Source organism: Chromatocurvus halotolerans (assembly GCF_004340525.1).
Taxonomy (GTDB): Bacteria; Pseudomonadota; Gammaproteobacteria; order Pseudomonadales; family Halieaceae; genus Chromatocurvus; species Chromatocurvus halotolerans.
In genome coordinates this window covers 38,500-55,694 of record NZ_SLWX01000020.1, presented here as the reverse complement: position 1 = coordinate 55,694, position 17,195 = coordinate 38,500, and the positions used below count along the sequence as shown (strand labels likewise).

The following is a 17,195-nucleotide window of genomic DNA, read 5'->3' as shown; positions in this document are numbered from 1 at the left end:
GTGTCTGAATAGTCATCAGCAACTATCCCAACAAGTGCCCACACATCTGTCTTCATCTGATTGTTAACTAACACCTGACCGCCAGGGGCAGGTTTTTCCCGGTGGGCTATGCCTCAACCGGGACGCGCATTATACCGATGGAATGCGACCTGACAACAACTATTTCTGACATTTTTGAAAAAAATGTCTGTTTGCTGCCACGCACTCAGGTCAGATCGAACAAATGGACCTTCTTTTTGCCCAGGCGAACGACGAAAAAGCGGCCGTGCAGCGCTCGCTCCGACGCAAGACATGCCGCCGGTGATCCATTGTCAGCCCAGCCCAACGCCTCTCCGTTGACGGATACCGCGCCGCTCAGCAGGGCGTCCTTCACCTGCTTGCCCGAGCGCGTCATGCCCGCCTCCGTCAGCAATTGCGTGACGGTTTCGGGAAGGTCGGCTCTGGACAGCGAAGAGGAAGGAAGGCCGTCCAGCTTCAGCTGAGACAGGTCCGCAGCAGACAGCGCCTTCAGGTCGCCGTCGAAAAGGCTCCGCGTGATGCGCTCGGCGGCGTACAGGCCGTCGTTACCGTGCACGAGCCGCGTGACCTCGCGCGCGAGAATTCCCTGCGCCTGGGGCCGCCCCTGACCCGCCGCATCCTCTTTCTCTATCTGGGCGATGACGTCGACGTCGAGAAAGGTGAAATAGCGCAGAAACCGATAGACGTCCGCATCCGATGTGCCGAGCCAGAACTGATAGAACGCGTAGGGGGACGTCTTCGCCGCATCCAGCCAGACGGTGCCGGATTCGGTTTTGCCGAACTTCGTGCCATCGGCCTTGGTGACCAGCGGCATGGTGAGGCCGTACACGGTACTGCCATTCATGCGCCGTGTCAGGTCAATACCGCCCGTGATATTCCCCCACTGGTCGGAGCCACCAATCTGCAGCCCACACCCGTAGCGGCGATTGAGCTCGGCGAAATCATAGGACTGCAGGATCATGTAGCTGAACTCGGTATAGCTGATACCGCTCCCTTCCCGGTCCAGTCGCTGTTTCACCGACTCCTTCTGGATCATGGCGTTAACAGAAAAGTGCTTGCCCACATCCCGCAGGAAGGTCAGCACATCGAGCCCGCGGGTCCAGTCCAGATTATTGACGATCTCGGCAGAGCACGCTCCCGCGTCAACGTCGACAAAGCGACTGACCTGATCCCGCAATCGCCCAACCCAGCCGTCAATGACATCCGGGGTATTGAGCTGCCGTTCCTGCGCCTTGAAACTGGGGTCGCCGATCATACCGGTGGCACCACCGACCAGGGCAAGCGGCCTGTGCCCGGCGAGCTGAAACCGGCGCAACATGAGAAGCGGAACCAGCGAGCCGATATGCAGGCTATCAGCCGTGGGATCAAAGCCGCAGTACAGGGTCCGCGATTCCGCATCCAGCCAGGCGGGCAGAGCCTCTTCGCCCGCGATCTGAAACACCAGTCCGCGCGCGCGCAGATCCTTCAAGAGCTCAGTACTCATTACCGGCAACCGCCTTCGTTGTTACACCATTCGAGGGAGCGCGAAAGATACAGAAACCGTAGATGCTTGCCAATTCAACACACGGGAGGTGTCTGCCTGACAGCATGTGCCAGCCGGTCAATGTGAAGGAAAAAAGACCGCGCTTATCATTATATTGCGGCAGTGTGGAAGCGCCAGCGATGCGCCGGCTTACTTGTTCGCCAGCATGTCTTCGCGACCGAAGAAGTTCGCAAGTTCTTCGTTGTAAGCAGCAGCCAGCGTCTCCGCCTTGTCTACCAGATAGTTGTGCTGAAGGGGGTTCAGCGAGCGCCGGCAATCCAGGTAAGCCTCAAGCGAACGCACATAAGTCCGTACGTCTTCGCCCGCCTGCACCATAACCGTGGCGCTGGCGGAGCTTCCATCGGGTATCGCAGGCAGGGTGCGCGGCAACGGCGCAATGCAGTCAGCCAGGCTGCTGGCGGAGGCAAGGACAAACAGTGAGGCCATCAAAGTTCGCTTCATGGGACAGATCTCCTTTGAGAAAAACAGTCAGAACAGTCGCCCGGGGAACAACCGTTACCCAAGCGTTACCTATATTCCCACAAAAAGAACCTGACGCAAGCCCCTGTTTCGCGCCAATTTGATGCACAAACCGCCTCATTTTTGCGCGACAGGGGAAATCTGCAGCTTACCGGAAGTCACGCAAAGTAACACTCAGCAACGACTCGCGGGATAGGACTACCCCTCTGCCCTGCGGCTCCTCACTGCAATGGCGTGAGACTGGGCGACTGGCTCGCAAGAAATGCACAACATTGGTGCAGCCAGGCTGACGCATAACTGTAGTCACCGGCCATAATTTTTATATACTGGTAAGTCGACCAGACAGGATGTGCCGAATGTTTTCACACAAGCCCGCACGCGGGGCCACGCCCTTGAGAAAACCGTCACGGGTCAGCCACACGCACCTGCTGGGACTGGCTGGCATTACCGTTGCCGTGGCGATCACCGCGCTGATGGCCCCCGGCGGTGACGTCGAAGCCAACAGACCGGGTGCAATCGCGACGGACATCGAATTGATCGATGGCACCTCCGGTGAGACGGCAGCCACAGACAGTGCTGTTGCTGCCAGCAGCACCGCCGGCAGCGCCCCACTGGACATCCCGGAAGCACTCGCCACTCCTGCGGACGCGCCCGCCTGGCGGGAGCTCATTATCCAGAGCGGCGACAACCTGTCCGTTCTGTTCAAACGCGCCGGACATACGGATCGCGACGTCTACGATATCGTCAACACTGCGCCCCAGGGCAAGGCACTGGAGCGCATCTATCCGGGACAGACTCTCGCCTTCCTGTCAGATGACGACGGCAACCTGAGCGCCGTGAGACACGTGATAGACCCTCTGCAAAGCGTGATCTATCGCCGCATGGATGGCGGATTTTCCAGTGAAAGGCTCGCCAGGGAACCCGAGATACGTCAGGCCTGGGCATCTGGCGAAATAGAGTCGTCGCTATTTCTTGCCGGCCGCGATGCCGGCCTGTCCAGCAATCTGATCATGGAGCTGGCCAACGTTTTCGGCGGCGTCATCGACTTTGTTCTCGACCCGCGCCGTGGCGACACCATGCATGTCCTTTACGAAGAGCTCTACCTCGATGGTGATAAATTGTCGGATGGCCGTATCCTGGCAGCCTCCTTCACCAATCGCGGCGAGACCTTCAACGCGTTCCGCTACCGGGACAGCTCCGGGCGAGACAGCTTCTACAACGAGGAAGGGGTCAGTATGCGCAAGGCCTTCCTGATGGCGCCCGTCGACTTCACCCGTATCAGTTCAGACTTCAATCTGGCTCGCAAGCACCCCATCTACAAGACCACACGCCCGCACCGTGGGACAGATTACGCTGCGCCCCGGGGGACGCCGGTGTTTGCATCAGGAGACGGGCGCGTCATCGAGGCAGGCTACACCCGCGCCAACGGCAACTACGTCTTCATTCAGCACGGCGAGAAGTACATCACCAAATACCTGCACCTGCACAAGCGCAAGGTGAGCAAGGGTCAGAAAGTCGTACAAAGTCAGGTTATCGGCACCGTGGGCGCCACCGGCGCCGCCACCGGACCACACCTTCACTACGAATTCCTTGTCAGCGGCGTGCACCGCAATCCGCGCACGATTCACAAACAGCTGCCGAAAGCAAAATCGCTCGCGGCAGCCGAACTGCCGGAGTTCCGCGCAACCATCACCAATGCCGCACAGCAGCTCGCACAGCTGCAGTCAGGCTCACGCCTTGCCATGGCAGCACCCGTTGCGCAGGACAGCGAGGGCGAACAGGCGGCGCAATAGTCACGTGACGGACCAGCGCTATGTCGGCCTGATGTCCGGCACCAGCGCCGACGGCATCGACGCCGTACTGCTGCACGTCGACGCGACCGGCAATCTCTCGCTGACCGCTACCCGCAGCCAACCCCTCGATGGCACAGTGAAAGCGGCCATCGCGGCACTCTGCGCACCAGGTGAGAATGAAATCGACCGCCTTGGCGAACTGGATCGACGACTTGGCCGCGCTTTCGCCGAGGCTGTCCTGGCGCTGCTGAAAGACGCCGGCCTCGCTACGCGCGAGGTTGCCGCCATCGGCAGCCACGGCCAGACGGTGCGCCATCGCCCCCGGGGGGTTGCCGGCGACAGCGCCGCCGCTTTCAGCCTGCAGATAGGCGATCCGAATACCATCGCGGAATTGACCGGCATCACCACGGTAGCCGACTTCCGCCGCCGCGACATCGCCGCGGCAGGTGAAGGCGCGCCGCTGGTGCCGGCCTTTCACCGGGACCAGTTTGCGCAGGAAGGCACACGGCGAGCCATCGTCAATATCGGCGGCATTGCCAATGCCACCCTGCTTGACGGGCTGACTCTGAGGGGCGGCTTTGATTGCGGCCCCGGCAATACGCTGCTGGATTACTGGGCACACAGGGCCACCGGTGCCGCCTACGACGCGGACGGGGCGTGGTCTGCGGAGGGATCGGTGGACCCGGAGCTGCTGGAAGCCTGCCTTGAAGATCCGTTTTTTTCGCGCACCGGGCCCCGTAGCACGGGTCGCGAACACTTCAGCGCGGACTGGCTGCAGTCCAGGCTGAGCGCGATGCCGATCATAGATGCCCGGAATGTACAGGCAACATTGGCGGAACTTACCGCGCGCTCAATAGCCGGGAGTCTGGAGGCGGCGGACTTTGCCGCACAGGAGGTCTACGTCTGCGGGGGCGGCTCGCACAATGCGGACCTCATGCGACGCCTGTACCGCCTTCTGCAGCCGGCACGGCTCGACACCACCGCGTCTCTGGGCATGCACCCGGACTGGGTTGAGGCCGCGGCGTTTGCCTGGCTGGCGCATCAGCGCTTATGCAACCAACCGGGAAATGCACCGGAAGTGACCGGTGCTGCCGGGCTGCGGGTACTGGGAGCGGTCTATCCGGGTGCCACCGGTTGAGTGGGAGGGCGCCAGGCAGCCTGACGGCAGGAATCAGATAGCAAACGAGGCGCCGCAGCCGCAGGTGGTGGTGGCGTTGGGGTTATTGACCACAAAGCGGGAGCCCTCAAGACCCTCGAGATAATCCACTTCGGATCCCGCGAGGTAGGGAAAGCTCATGGGGTCGATCACCACGGTGACGCCGTCGACCTCGATCGCGGTGTCATCGTCGGCGGACTCCTCGTCAAAGGAAAACCCGTACTGGAACCCCGAACAGCCGCCACCGGTGATGAACACCCGCAGCTTGAGATCGCCGTTCTCCTCCTCGGTCACTAACTCGCGCACCTTGCGCACCGCGCTGTCGGACAGCGTGATCGTGGTGGGGTCAAATGCGGCTGCTACTGTCATTGAATACACCGGATAAGCAAAGATAAATGAGACTGCCTGGGCCTGATTATGGGAAGTCCGACCTTTTCAGTCAACTATTGCATCCATGCAGTGCCGGCATCAGCGCCGTTCACGGCAGCAGGCCGAGCTGCACAAGCCCCAGGGTTTCAGGCAGGCCAAACAGGATATTCATGTTCTGGATCGCCTGTCCGGAGGCTCCCTTGACCAGATTGTCCTCGGTTGCCATCACCACCACCGTATCACGGCCCTGCGGCACTTCCACCGCGATCTGGCAGCGATTGGCGCCGCGTACCGTGCGCGTCTGCGGATACTGGCCGGCCGGGAGCACATCGACAAAGGGCTCATTGGCATAGAAATCTTCGAACAGCGCCTGCACATCGGTGGTCGGTTCGCTGAGCCTGGCGAACAGCGTTGCGTGAATACCACGGATCATCGGCAGCATGTGCGGCACGAACGTCATATGCACCGGAGCGCCGGCGATGTCACCCAGGCCCTGTTCGAGTTCCGGCAGATGCCGGTGACCGCTGACGCCGTAGGCCTTGAAGCTGTCTGACACCTCGGGCAGCAGATTGTCGATTTTGGCCTGGCGACCGGCGCCACTCACCGCCGACGCCGCGCTCGCGATGAGGTGATCTGCATCGACCAGCCCCGCCTTGAGCAGTGGCATGAAGCCCAGCTGTATCGCCGTGGGATAACACCCCGGGCACGCCACCAGACGCGCCTTCGCCACCTCGTGACGATTGAACTCGGGCAGTCCGTATACGGCCTCGGCGAGCGTTTCGGGGCTCGCATGGGGCTCGCCGTACCACTGCGACCAGCGTTCGTGGTCACGCAGGCGGTAATCGGCGGACAGATCGATCACCCGGCACCCCGCCGCCAGCAGCTCCGGCGCCATACGCATGGCGACATTGTGCGGCGTCGCAAAGAACACCACATCGCAGGCTGACAGGGTCTCGATATCCGGATCCGAGAACGCCAGGTCGTAGTAACCACGCAGATTGGGAAACAGATTGTCGACACGCCGTCCGTTTTCGCCGCGCGACGTGATGGCGACCACCTGTGCCTCGTCATGACTGGCGAGAAGCCGCAGAAGCTCCACGCCGGTGTAGCCCGTGCCGCCGACGATTCCAACCTTGATCATCACACCTCCTTTCTGCTGACAGTCACATCGGCCTGGCCGGTGTGTGAGGCCAGTATAAGAGCAAATGTTACAGGGGGAACTGGTATCATCCAATTTTTGGCCTGTTGTTGAGCTGCCGTGCAGATTTCGCTGGGACCCTACAGACGCTCCTTACGCCGCTACGAGTCGGCGTTTGCCTATGCGGTTCTCGGCATCGTCGGCGGGCTGGCATCGGGCTTCGCGGTCATTGCCTTCGAATACGCCATCCACGGCCTCGCCGGCCTCTGGCAGGTCAACCGCGGCGAGACATTTGAAACCCTGCCCCGGCTGTGGATCTTCGCGCTGCCGACACTGGGCGGCATCGCCCTCGGTGTCGCGTTCAGCCTGCTGCGCCCACAGGATCGCGACGTCGGCCTGATCCACCTGATCAGCCGCCTGCACTCCCACTACGGCGTTCTGCCACTGCGCAACGCGCTGGTGCAGTTTTTCGGCGGCATGGTGGCGCTGGCCAGCGGTCAGTCGGGGGGTCGTGAAGGCCCTGGGGTGCACCTCGGCGGCGCCATCAACAGTCTCCTGGGGCAGGCACTGGCGCTGCCCCACAGCAGTCTGCGAGTACTTATCGCCTGCGGTACCGCAGGTGGCATTGCCGCGGCCTTCAATACACCGCTGGCGGGGGTGATCTTTGCCATGGAAGTCGTGCTGATGGAGTACACCATCGCCGGCTTCCTGCCCGTCATGCTCGCGGCCGTGACCGCCGCCGCGGTAAGCCAGGGTATCGGCAGCCTGTTTCCGGCCATGCAGCTTGCCAGCGGCGAGCTGGCCTCCCTCTGGGAAATGCCGTTTGTACTGGTGGTCGGCCTCTGCTGCGGCTGCGTCGGCGCCCTGTTTATCCGGCTCAGCACCCTCTCGGCCCGGCTCACCGCCTGGCCTGTGATAATGCGCTTCAGCCTGGCCGGCCTGCTCACCGGCGTTTCCGGCCTGCTGGTACCGCAGGTTCTCGGCATGGGCCATGACAGCCTGGCCGTCATCATCGCCGGCGGCTGGCCTCTCGGGCTGCTGGCAATGTTCGCTGCGGCAAAGCTGCTTACCGCCAGTGTCAGCGTCGGGCTGGGGCTACCGGTGGGACTGATCGGCCCCAGCCTGCTGATCGGCGCCTGCGTCGGCGGGCTTCTGGGGCACCTCGGCGGCAATCTCATGCCTCAGCTCAGCTCGGACCCTGCGCTGTACGTCACGATCGGCATGGCAGCCTGCATGGCCACGGTGGTCGGTGCGCCGCTGGCAGCAAGCCTTGCCGTGGTCGAGCTGACGCAGAGCACGTCCATTGCGGTACCGGCGCTGCTCGCCATCGTAGTGGCCAACCTGACCAATGTCGCCCTGTTCCGGCAGCGCTCCGTGCACGAGAGCATCATGCGCCAGCTGGAGCGACGCGTGCCCAATGGCCCGCTCGACCAGTTCCTGCATCGCACGGACGCCACGCTGAGCATGGACACGAGCGTTGTGCACGTGCCCGTTCTTGTGACTGCCAGTGCCCTGCGCGCGCTGACGCTGCAGGTGCCAACCTGGTGCCTGATACAGCGGGAGGATGAGGACCTGTTCCTGCTCAACGGCTCTGACCTGCTGGCCTGGGCCGAGCAGCAACAGGCGGAGGACGAGCCTTCGTCGGCGTCATCGGCAGACGATGACGAGGCGGCACTGGACCTTGCCGCCACCGATATCCGGCGCTGGACCACCACGCGCCTGTCGGAACAGGCGACCTTGCGCGAGGCGCTGGATGCGATGCGCCAGAGCACGGTCGAGACCGCCTGCATCTACAGCCGGACCACCCGCGGGACACGCAACCTGAGGGGAGTTGTCACGCGTGAGGGTATTGAACACTTCTCGCTGGCCCGGCTCAATTCACAGAACTGAAGTCACAGAACCGAGGAGACAACGCATGCTCTGGCTGCGCGCCTTTCACATCATATTTGTCGTTTGCTGGTTCGCCGGCCTGTTCTACCTGCCCAGAATCTTCGTCTACTTCGCCGCCAGCGAGAACAGCGCTACCCGCCAGCAGCTGGCGGTGATGGCGCGCAAGCTGTACCGCTTTGTCACACCTTTCATGGTGCTGGCCATTGCCTTCGGCGTCGGCATGATCAGCCTGGCGCCGCAGTACTACCTGAATGCGGGATGGCTGTGGCTGAAGCTTGCGGGCGTGGCCTTCCTCGTGGTGTACCATTTCCAGTGTGGTCGCTACGTCAAGGCCATCAACGCCGACAGCGATCATCACAGCCACGTCTTCTACCGCTTCTTCAACGAGGTACCTGTGCTGTTCCTGTTTGGCATTGTGTTCCTCGCAGTACTCAAGCCCTTTTAACGCGCGAGTTGGCGAAGCCACCACACAAGCCGCATAATTCACGCTCACAGCGCATCCGCTGATGCATCATTCGCCAACCCATTGAGGACAGCATGAGCTCATCCGAACAGCTATTCCAGCGCGCCAGCGCCCACATTCCCGGCGGCGTCAACTCTCCGGTACGCGCCTTTCGTGCCGTCGGCGGCACGCCGGTCTTTATCGATCACGCCGATGGCGCCTACATGTTTGATACCGACGGCAAGCGCTATATCGACTACGTGCTGTCCTGGGGGCCGATGATCATGGGACATAACCACCCCGCCGTACGCGAGGCCGTGGTTCGACAGGCTGAAAAAGGACTGAGCTTTGGTGCGCCCACCGAGCTGGAGATCCAGCTGGCTGACCGCCTCTGCGAAATCATGCCCAACATGGATCTGGTGCGCATGGTGAATTCCGGCACCGAGGCCACCATGAGCGCCATCCGTCTGGCTCGCGGCTATACCGGGCGCGACGTGATCGTGAAATTCGAGGGCTGCTACCACGGCCACTCCGACTCGCTGCTGATCAAGGCGGGCTCCGGCGCCCTTACCATGGGGGTCCCCAGCTCGCCGGGCGTTCCCGCCTGCCTTGCCGAGCACACCATGACGCTGACTTACAACGACGTCGAGGGCCTGCGCAAGGCCTTTGCCGAACATGGCGACCGCATTGCCTGCCTGATCGTTGAGCCGGTCACCGGCAACATGAACTGCGTGCTGCCGAAACCCGAGTTCCTCACGGCCATGCGCGAAGTGTGCAATGAATCCGGGGCGGTGTTCATTCTCGACGAGGTCATGACCGGCTTCCGCTTTGGTACCCACGGCGCCCAGGGCCACTATGGCATCGAGGCCGACCTCACCACGCTTGGCAAGATCGTGGGCGGCGGCATGCCTGTCGGCGCCTTCGGCGGCAAGCGCGACATCATGGAGCATATCGCCCCACTGGGACCGGTGTACCAGGCGGGCACGCTTTCCGGCAACCCGATCGCCATGGCGGCGGGTCTGGCCACCATGGACATCATCTCCCAGCCGGGCTTCTACGAGCCGCTGTTTACCCATACCCGCGAGCTCTGTGAGGGCATGCAGGCGGCGGCGGATGCGGCCGGTGTGCCCTTTACCACGAATCACACCGGCACCATGTTCGGCGGCTTCTTTACTGATAAACCGCGGGTGGAAAACTACGCCGATGTCATGGCCTGCGACACCCAGGCCTTCGGCCGCTTCTTCCATAAGATGCTCGACCTGGGCGTGTATCTGGCGCCGGCATCCTACGAAGCGGGCTTCATGTCGGCCTCGCACACGGATGCGGATATCGAGGAAACAATCGCGGCGGCCCGCACCGCCTTCGCGTCACTGTAAAGGAGGCCGGCATGAGTTTCAGTTCACAGCGAGGCGCCTTTCCCCTCACCCGGATGCGCCGGTTGCGTGCCAGTGCCTTCGCCCGCGACCTGGTGCGCGAGAGTCATCTCTCGCCCGCGGACTTCATTCTCCCGGTCTTTGTGCTTGAGGGCAGCGGGCAGCGCGAGGCCGTGCCCTCCATGCCCGGCGTGGAGCGCCTCAGTGTCGACCTGCTGATCGAGCTGGCGCGCGAGGCACACGGACTGGGTATTCCCGCCCTCGCCCTGTTCCCCGTGGTGCCCGCCGAGCGCAAGAGCCTGCACGCGGAAGAGGCCTACAGCCAGGATGGCCTGGTGCAGCGCACCGTCGCCGGACTCAAGGCGGCACTGCCAGAACTCGGCATCATGACCGACATTGCCCTCGACCCCTATACCACCCACGGGCAGGACGGCATTATCGATGACACGGGCTACGTGCTGAATGATGTCACCACCGAGGTACTGGTGAAACAGGCGCTCTCCCACGCAGCGGCGGGTGCCGATATCGTGGCGCCCTCCGACATGATGGATGGCAGAATCGGCGCAATCCGCGAGACCCTGGAGGCCGGTGGCCACCATAACGCCCTGATCATGGCCTATGCCGCGAAGTACGCGTCCAGCTATTACGGCCCCTTCCGGGACGCCGTGGGCTCGTCCGGGAACATCAAGGGCGGCAACAAGGCCAGCTACCAGATGGACCCCGCCAACAGCGACGAGGCGCTGCACGAGTGCGCGCTGGATCTCGCCGAGGGCGCCGACATGATCATGGTCAAGCCCGGCATGCCCTACCTCGACATCGTGCAGCGGGTGAAGCAGGAGCTCAAGGCACCGACTTTTGCCTATCAGGTCAGCGGCGAATACGCGATGCACGAGGCGGCCTTCGAGCGCGGCTGGCTGCAGCGCGATCCGGTCATGCTGGAATCGCTTCTGTCCTTCAAGCGCGCCGGCTGCGATGGCATTCTCACCTACTTTGCCCTGGCGGCCGCCCGCCTGCTGCAGGGCTGACGGCGCTGAGTCATGCGGGCAATAACGCAGCGTGGCGGGGTAATGTCGACAGCAAGGTGGACGATCAGGCGCTGGCTTGTCGGAGCCGCTGCCGCCGCTGGCGGGCCTGCGCTGGGCGCCGCTATGCTGCTGGCCCTGTACGCGCCCCTGTCTTATGCAGACTGCGCCTGCCTGTGGCGTGGCTCCTTTGTGGATGTGCACCCGGAAGCAGATCTCGTGCTGACCGGGGCGGTGAGCGATGGCCGGGGCAACTCGATCGATATCGATATCTCGCGCGTGTTGCGCGGGCCGGACTATCTGCAGGAGGTCCGGGTGTGGCTGCAGGCCAGGGATTACTGCCGGCCAGAGCGGGAGCTGTTCCCCGTGGGCAGTACCTGGGTCATGGCGCTGCAGCGCATTGACAGCGTTCCGGAAGACGGATTCGATCCGAATACCCCCGATATCAGCTACGGCCGCAAGGGCGATTACCTCCTGTCGAGCTGCGGCGGCTACTGGCTCAAGCTGAGCGGGAACGTGGTCAGCGGCGCGCTGGTCAAATCGCCACGCTGGGCCCGCGAGCCGGAGATGACGCCGGTGTTGCTGGACCTGATAGATGCGCACGTCAACGGCCGTATCGGCGACGACGCTGTGCTCGAGGCGAGCCAGGAAGACCCCAGAGTGAAAGAGCTTATTCTCGACACCAAGGAATTCCTGCGCTCCATCCAGCGGTGAGCCCGTCGGTAGCGGCCCGCGGACGTCAGCCTGTCAGGCCTCCAGGCGGCTCTCAGGGCTAGGGCATCGCAAACACGGCGCTCAGTAGCGCCGCCAGTCCGGCCGCCGCGGATTGCGACCCTCAATCAGGTCCATCAGCTCATCCAGCATCTTGAGCGACAGGCCCCAGATACGCCTGCCCCCGAAAACATAGCAGGGCATGTCCAGCATCATGCGGCCGCGCTTCCAGCGCATGCTGCTGCGGTTGTCCGGGTCCAGCAGGAACTCCAGCGGCACCCAGACCACCTCTGCCACCTCGTGATTGGGCGCCACCGGCACGTCCCGATCCACCCGGAAGACAAACGGGGTGATGGCCAGTCCCCGCGCGAGCCGCCGGGCGCGGGCATTGAGCTCCGACAGGCGGCCAAGGCAGGCATCTTCTGACCCGAGACTGAAGCCGATTTCCTCCTCGGTTTCCCGGCAGGCGCAGGCAAAACCGTTGGCGTCCTTGGCCTCCAGCCGGCCGCCGGGGAAGGCCATTTGGCCGGACCAGGGATCGCCGGCGCGCTCGGCCCGGCGAATCATCAGCACGTGCAGTTCCCCGTCGAAGACCTTGAGAATGATTGCGACGGCGGCGCGCTGCATTACCGGACGCAGCCACTGGCGACGGGCGCGGTGGCGGGCCAGGCGATCTTCGGCAAGCTGAAGGAGGGCGACAGACACGTGGAAGTTCAAGTCAACTGAACCCTGATTAAGCCAGCCAGGGCCGCCGCTTGCAAGCCGGCACCCCGCCACAACGCGGTAAGCGGGTACAATCGGCGAGGCAGCGGGAGAGCGCGGAGCACACCCGGCACGCGTCCTGCCAGACAGCATGACAGTCACAAACCCACAGGCCTCCGATGACACAAAGCGAATCGCCACTGCTCGACCTGCGCAATGTCTCGCTCACCTACCGGGCTCGCCCGGTGCTGCGCGGCCTACGCTGGCGCATCAACCCCGGTGAGCAGTGGGCGCTGCTCGGACCCAATGGCGCCGGCAAGACCGTCCTCGCGTCGATCATCAGCGGCGAGCAGACGCACTTTTCCGGCCACTGCCACCGATCCGGCGCGCTGATCACGGGTGGCACCGCCTACGTCGGCTTTGAACGGGCGCGATCGCTGATTGCCCGTGACCGCAAGCTGGATGTTTCGGAATTCAGTCCGGATGCGACGGATCGCGGCACCACCGTTGCCGACCTGCTGCCACGCCCGCTGAATACCGCGGCATGCGACGCCTGGATACATCGACTCGAAATGGCCCCGTTCCTCGACCGGGGGCTGCGCTACATCAGCACGGGCCAGATGCGCAAGGCACTGCTGGCGAGCGCCATACTTTCGCGTCCCGGACTGCTGATTCTGGACAGCCCGCTGGACGGCCTCGACGCGGGCAGTCGGGACATACTGGCATCAGCCCTGGAAACACTGCTGCAAAGCGACCAGGCTGTTTTGCTGCTGGCGCGGGAGATGGACGCTATTCCGCAGCACTGCAGCCATATTCTGGTGCTCGATCGCGGCCGCATGGTCACCGCCGGACCGCGAGCACAAGTGCTCGATGACCCGGCGGTACGGCAGATCATGCGGCCGGAGCCACTGCCGCTTCGCGCGCTGCCACTGCCGTCAGGGCGAAGATACGCGCTCGATGGCGACAGCGACCTCGTCAGGCTGCGCGCTGTTGAAGTCAGCTACGGCGACACCCGAATCCTGCACGATATCAACTGGACCTTCGCCGTCGGCGATCACTGCTGCATCAGCGGCCCCAACGGCTGCGGCAAGACCACCCTCCTCGGTCTGATCACCGGCGACAACCACAAGGCCTACGGGCAGGATGTCGAGCTGTTCGGGCGCAGGCGCGGCAGCGGCGAAAGCATCTGGGAGATCAAGCAGAACTTCGGCCTGGTGGATACACAGCTGCAGCTCACCTTCAGCCGCGGCATGCGTTCTATCGAGGTTGTCACCTCGGGTTTTTTCGATTCGGTGGGACTCTTCGATGACTGGACCGCGAGCCAGCGTGACATCGCGCAGTCATGGCTGGATGCGCTGGGGCTCGACCCCATCCGCAACGAGGCCTTTGATACCCTGTCGTTCGGCATGCAGCGCATGGTCCTGCTGGCGCGGGCCATGGTGAAGTCGCCGCGGATGCTGGTACTGGATGAACCGACACTGGGCCTTGATGGCTATCACCGCGAGCTGCTGCTGCGCGCTTTGGCGCACATCGTTGCCGCGTCCGACACCCAGCTGCTGTTTGTCAGCCATTCGCCGGGCGCGCTGCCGGCCTGCATCAATCAGCACCTGCGCTTCGTGCCCGCCGAGCCGGGTTTCACTGTAGCCTGCGAACGTGTTGCCCGCAACACTGTCGCGTGAGTCACCGCCATGTCCCGCTCTGCCAGGCAAGACCGGGCAATGATGGCTCACTCAAGCAGCGCGCGCAGCTCACCGCACTCCTCGCCCCGGCAGTAAAGCAGACCTCTCTCCGCCGTGGCTCGCCCCTGGGCGACGTTACCCGCGTCAAAGTGGGTGCGCGCCAGCTCCAGGTAAAGCTGGCCATTATCCGGATCAATCCGCTGCGCCCGCTCCAGCAGCGCCACGGCACGTGAGCGGTTGCCCGAAGATCGCGCCTGCAATGCCGCCACCATCAGTGCGTTCTGCGCAACCGCGGGTGGCGCCACCGGCGCGGTCTCTGGCTCTGGCGCCGGCACAGGATCGGCCGCAGTGGGGTCAGCGCTACCGGCCCTGCCGCCTGCCGGGTCGACCGCCTCGCCGCTGGCGTCGCTGATGTCTGCCGGCGCCTCCCGCCGCTCCCCGAGACCCGCACACGCCGTAACAGACACCACCAGCAGTAATATCGCGACCTGGCGCAGACTGCGCAGCCATCCACACTGAAACATCAGCTCTCTCCAAACAGCTTCTGAAACCAGTCCCGCACGGGATTCGAGCGCCCGCTGCAGGGACTCTCCTGCACAGGCTCACTGCCCTCGATGAAGGGCAGCAGTCGCGCCCCCGGGCATCGCTCTGCGGATAACAGGCCGCTCTCGGCATCAATCCAGTGCAGGCGGATGCCGTCCGGCATGCGATAACCCAGCGGCCGGCGGGCCGACTCGGCCATGAAGTCGGCCCATATCGGCAGCGCCCCATTGCTGCCCGTCAACCCGGTGCTGCTGTTGTCATCGCGGCCAATCCAGGTCACCGCGAGCAGGTCGCCGGAAAAGCCGGCAAACCAGGAATCGCGTCCATCGTTGGTCGTGCCGGTCTTGCCCGCGACATCAAAGCTTTCCGGCAGCCGGCTGTAAACGCCGCGCCCCGTTCCCTCCCGGGCGACGCCGCGCAGGGCATAATGCAGCAGGTGCACGACCCTGAGATCCAGAGTGCGGTCGTAGGACAGCGGATAGCGCCGCAGCGGTTCACCGCGGGCATCGACGATATCGCGAATGCTGCGCAGCGGCATCTGGAAGCCGCCGGCGGCGATGGTCTGGTACAGACGCGCCATGGTCAGCGGAGAGTACTCCCCGGCACCCAGCGTGAGCGAAGGCACGGCGGGCACCGGGCCGGACACGCCGAGATCCCGCAGCGTGGCGACGACCTGGTCAATGCCTACCTCCATGCCGAGGCGCGCAGTCGCAACGTTGTGCGATCGCGCCAGCGCCTGGTGCAGCGGGATCCGCCCGTGGTGCGTTCGATCAAAGTTGCGCGGCTCCCAGACATCGCCGTTGGGGAGGTCCACGGTGAGCGGCGAATCGTCCAGCAGCGTCGCGAGCGTGTAGCGATCGCTGTCGGCCAGGGCGGTCAGGTAGACCGCCGGCTTGATCAGCGAGCCCACGGGACGCCGGGCGTCCAGTGCCCGGTTGAAGCCGGCGTAGCGTGGCTGCCTGCCACCGAGCAGCGCCGCCACTTCACCGCTGTCTACACGGGTGACCACGCTGGCCGTCTCGAGATCCGCATCCAGCCCCAGGGCATCCATCACCCGCCGGGAACTGCGCTCCAGCTGACGCTGCAGCAGCGGATCGAAGGTGGTGAAAATACTCAGGCCGAGCGTCGTCAGGTCTTCCTCGCGATACTCCTCGTCAAGCTGGCGGCGCACCAGGTCGAGAAACGCCGGAAACGCATCGCGCACGCGGTCGCGACGGCTCACGCCCAGGGGCATCGCACGCGCCACCATCGCGGCCTCTTTCGGTATCACTTCCGCCTCGGCCATCTCATCCAGCACCAGATTGCGCCGCTCGGTGGCGCGCTTTGGATGGCGCAGGGGGTTATACAGGGATGGCCCCTTGACCATCCCCACCAGCAGCGCCTGCTGGTGCAGTCCCAGCTGCTCCAGCGGCGTCTGGAAGTAATGCTGCGCCGCCAGCGCAAACCCGTGAATCGCGCGCGGACCCTCCTGCCCCAGGTAGACCTCGTTCAGGTAACTTTCGAGAATCGCCGTTTTCTCGTAATGCACCTCCAGCAGCACTGCCATCACCAGTTCAGTGAGCTTGCGCGTCAGCGTACGCTCGGGGGTGAGATAGTAGTTCTTGACCAGCTGCTGCGTGATCGTGCTGCCGCCGGCGACGACCCGGCCGGAACGCAGGTTGCTCAACAGCGCCCGCGCCATGCCAAAGGGTGAAAAGCCCCAGTGCTGGAAAAAACGACGGTCTTCTACCGCGAGCAGGCCGCCAATCAGCGTGTCCGGCACTTCCTCCAGCCGCAGCAGGATGCGGTCCTCACCGTGGCCGGGATAGATACCGCCGATCTGTAGCGGATCGAGGCGCATCAGGTTGAGGGCGGCGTCATCCGCCGTGAGACCGGCCACGCTGCCACCGGCCAACGCTACGCTCACCTGTCTTGCGGGTTCCGTTTCACCGGGGAAGGCGAAACCGCGCGTATGGATGTCGAAGCGTTCACCATTGCGCGCAAACTGCCCGGGCTGCACCGGCCGACGCACCGGAGCATAGCCCAGGAGCTGCAGTTCGTGGGCCAGCTCCTCCGGTCGCAGGGGCGCACCGACAAACAGCTCGAGCGGGCGCGCATAGACTCTCGCCGGCAGCGCCCACATCTTGTCGCTGAACGTGCTGGTGATGCGCGCATCCAGAAACGCCACGGCAATGGCGGCGAGGAGTAACAGGACAATGCCCAGTTTCAGCAGCGGTCGGCGGGTACGGGTCATAGGCCGCGAGTTTACAGCAGATCATCGCCTCCCACGTAGGCCATAACCGATCTATCGTCACCGACTGCTGTTCAAGCGCCCCCCGCACCGGGATAATGCGGTGCAACTACAGGCACCAGAGGTC

15 protein-coding genes are annotated in these 17,195 nt (G+C 63.7%); 8 read left to right on the top strand and 7 right to left on the bottom strand.

What is annotated here, in order from left to right; genetic code table 11:
* Positions 1–205 precede the first annotated feature (205 nt).
* On the bottom strand, positions 206–1,501 hold the full coding sequence (gene tyrS / locus EV688_RS15720; protein ID WP_117319420.1) for a tyrosine--tRNA ligase: 1,296 nt from the start codon (positions 1,499–1,501) through the stop codon (positions 206–208).
* Positions 1,502–1,690: 189 nt separating this feature from the next.
* Positions 1,691–2,002 (bottom strand): hypothetical protein, encoded by a 312-nt coding sequence (locus EV688_RS15715; protein ID WP_131917700.1) that lies wholly within the window; start codon positions 2,000–2,002, stop codon positions 1,691–1,693.
* Positions 2,003–2,376: 374 nt separating this feature from the next.
* Here EV688_RS15715 and EV688_RS15710 point away from each other — a divergent pair, with 374 nt between their 5' ends.
* Together EV688_RS15710 and EV688_RS15705 are read left to right on the top strand one after the other, a co-directional pair.
* Positions 2,377–3,813, top strand: a complete 1,437-nt coding sequence (locus EV688_RS15710; RefSeq protein ID WP_117319422.1) for a peptidoglycan DD-metalloendopeptidase family protein — start codon at positions 2,377–2,379, stop codon at positions 3,811–3,813.
* A gap of 4 nt (positions 3,814–3,817) precedes the next feature.
* Positions 3,818–4,951, top strand: coding sequence for an anhydro-N-acetylmuramic acid kinase (locus EV688_RS15705; RefSeq protein WP_240624452.1), 1,134 nt, complete (start codon positions 3,818–3,820; stop codon positions 4,949–4,951).
* A 33-nt stretch (positions 4,952–4,984) separates the two neighbouring features.
* On the opposite strand, the gene erpA is transcribed toward EV688_RS15705, so the two are convergent.
* Entirely contained in the window at positions 4,985–5,338 is a 354-nt protein-coding gene (erpA, locus tag EV688_RS15700; protein ID WP_117319424.1) for an iron-sulfur cluster insertion protein ErpA, read from the bottom strand.
* A 109-nt stretch (positions 5,339–5,447) separates the two neighbouring features.
* Entirely contained in the window at positions 5,448–6,479 is a 1,032-nt protein-coding gene (gene argC, locus EV688_RS15695; protein ID WP_117319425.1) for an N-acetyl-gamma-glutamyl-phosphate reductase, read from the bottom strand.
* Between the two features lie 117 nt (positions 6,480–6,596).
* On the opposite strand from argC, the gene EV688_RS15690 reads away from it, so the two are divergent.
* From EV688_RS15690 to EV688_RS15670, 5 genes are all read left to right on the top strand, one after another.
* Positions 6,597–8,366 carry a chloride channel protein gene (locus EV688_RS15690; protein WP_117319426.1) on the top strand — a complete coding sequence of 590 codons (1,770 nt, stop codon included), beginning with the start codon at positions 6,597–6,599 and terminating at the stop codon, positions 8,364–8,366.
* A 25-nt stretch (positions 8,367–8,391) separates the two neighbouring features.
* The gene (locus EV688_RS15685; RefSeq protein ID WP_117319427.1) at positions 8,392–8,811 is read left to right on the top strand and encodes a CopD family protein; all 420 of its coding nucleotides are present in this window, start codon (positions 8,392–8,394) and stop codon (positions 8,809–8,811) included.
* A 92-nt stretch (positions 8,812–8,903) separates the two neighbouring features.
* Complete coding sequence (hemL, locus tag EV688_RS15680) at positions 8,904–10,184, top strand: glutamate-1-semialdehyde 2,1-aminomutase (protein WP_117319428.1); 1,281 nt, start codon at positions 8,904–8,906, stop codon at positions 10,182–10,184.
* 11 nt (positions 10,185–10,195) lie between these two features.
* On the top strand, positions 10,196–11,206 hold the full coding sequence (hemB, locus tag EV688_RS15675) for a porphobilinogen synthase (RefSeq protein WP_117319429.1): 1,011 nt from the start codon (positions 10,196–10,198) through the stop codon (positions 11,204–11,206).
* A gap of 42 nt (positions 11,207–11,248) precedes the next feature.
* The gene (locus tag EV688_RS15670; RefSeq protein WP_240624453.1) at positions 11,249–11,917 is read left to right on the top strand and encodes a delta-aminolevulinic acid dehydratase; all 669 of its coding nucleotides are present in this window, start codon (positions 11,249–11,251) and stop codon (positions 11,915–11,917) included.
* Positions 11,918–11,998: 81 nt separating this feature from the next.
* On the opposite strand, the gene EV688_RS15665 is transcribed toward EV688_RS15670, so the two are convergent.
* Positions 11,999–12,619: an NUDIX hydrolase gene (locus EV688_RS15665; protein WP_240624454.1), complete on the bottom strand. Its 621-nt coding sequence runs from the start codon at positions 12,617–12,619 to the stop codon at positions 11,999–12,001.
* Positions 12,620–12,795: 176 nt separating this feature from the next.
* Here EV688_RS15665 and EV688_RS15660 point away from each other — a divergent pair, with 176 nt between their 5' ends.
* Positions 12,796–14,295 carry an ATP-binding cassette domain-containing protein gene (locus tag EV688_RS15660; protein ID WP_117319431.1) on the top strand — a complete coding sequence of 500 codons (1,500 nt, stop codon included), beginning with the start codon at positions 12,796–12,798 and terminating at the stop codon, positions 14,293–14,295.
* 47 nt (positions 14,296–14,342) lie between these two features.
* Here EV688_RS15660 and EV688_RS15655 read toward each other — a convergent pair whose 3' ends face one another.
* Together EV688_RS15655 and mrcB are read right to left on the bottom strand one after the other, a co-directional pair.
* Positions 14,343–14,819, bottom strand: a complete 477-nt coding sequence (locus EV688_RS15655) for a tetratricopeptide repeat protein (RefSeq protein WP_117319432.1) — start codon at positions 14,817–14,819, stop codon at positions 14,343–14,345.
* Positions 14,819–17,071 carry a penicillin-binding protein 1B gene (gene mrcB / locus EV688_RS15650; RefSeq protein ID WP_117319433.1) on the bottom strand — a complete coding sequence of 751 codons (2,253 nt, stop codon included), beginning with the start codon at positions 17,069–17,071 and terminating at the stop codon, positions 14,819–14,821. Before mrcB ends, EV688_RS15655 begins: the two co-directional genes overlap by 1 nt.
* Positions 17,072–17,195: the final 124 nt, after the last annotated feature.

Bases quoted from the DNA above. Each gene is read 5' to 3' on its own strand.
- EV688_RS15710 (WP_117319422.1), top strand. From the start codon at position 2,377: ATGTTTTCACACAAGCCCGCACGCGGGGCCACGCCCTTGAGAAAACCG.
- erpA (WP_117319424.1), bottom strand. From the start codon at position 5,338: ATGACAGTAGCAGCCGCATTTGACCCCACCACGATCACGCTGTCCGAC.
- mrcB (WP_117319433.1), bottom strand. From the start codon at position 17,071: ATGACCCGTACCCGCCGACCGCTGCTGAAACTGGGCATTGTCCTGTTA.
- EV688_RS15715 (WP_131917700.1), bottom strand. From the start codon at position 2,002: ATGAAGCGAACTTTGATGGCCTCACTGTTTGTCCTTGCCTCCGCCAGC.
- hemL (WP_117319428.1), top strand. From the start codon at position 8,904: ATGAGCTCATCCGAACAGCTATTCCAGCGCGCCAGCGCCCACATTCCC.
- EV688_RS15670 (WP_240624453.1), top strand. From the start codon at position 11,249: ATGTCGACAGCAAGGTGGACGATCAGGCGCTGGCTTGTCGGAGCCGCT.
- EV688_RS15655 (WP_117319432.1), bottom strand. From the start codon at position 14,819: ATGTTTCAGTGTGGATGGCTGCGCAGTCTGCGCCAGGTCGCGATATTA.
- hemB (WP_117319429.1), top strand. From the start codon at position 10,196: ATGAGTTTCAGTTCACAGCGAGGCGCCTTTCCCCTCACCCGGATGCGC.
- EV688_RS15685 (WP_117319427.1), top strand. From the start codon at position 8,392: ATGCTCTGGCTGCGCGCCTTTCACATCATATTTGTCGTTTGCTGGTTC.
- argC (WP_117319425.1), bottom strand. From the start codon at position 6,479: ATGATCAAGGTTGGAATCGTCGGCGGCACGGGCTACACCGGCGTGGAG.
- EV688_RS15660 (WP_117319431.1), top strand. From the start codon at position 12,796: ATGACACAAAGCGAATCGCCACTGCTCGACCTGCGCAATGTCTCGCTC.
- tyrS (WP_117319420.1), bottom strand. From the start codon at position 1,501: ATGAGTACTGAGCTCTTGAAGGATCTGCGCGCGCGCGGACTGGTGTTT.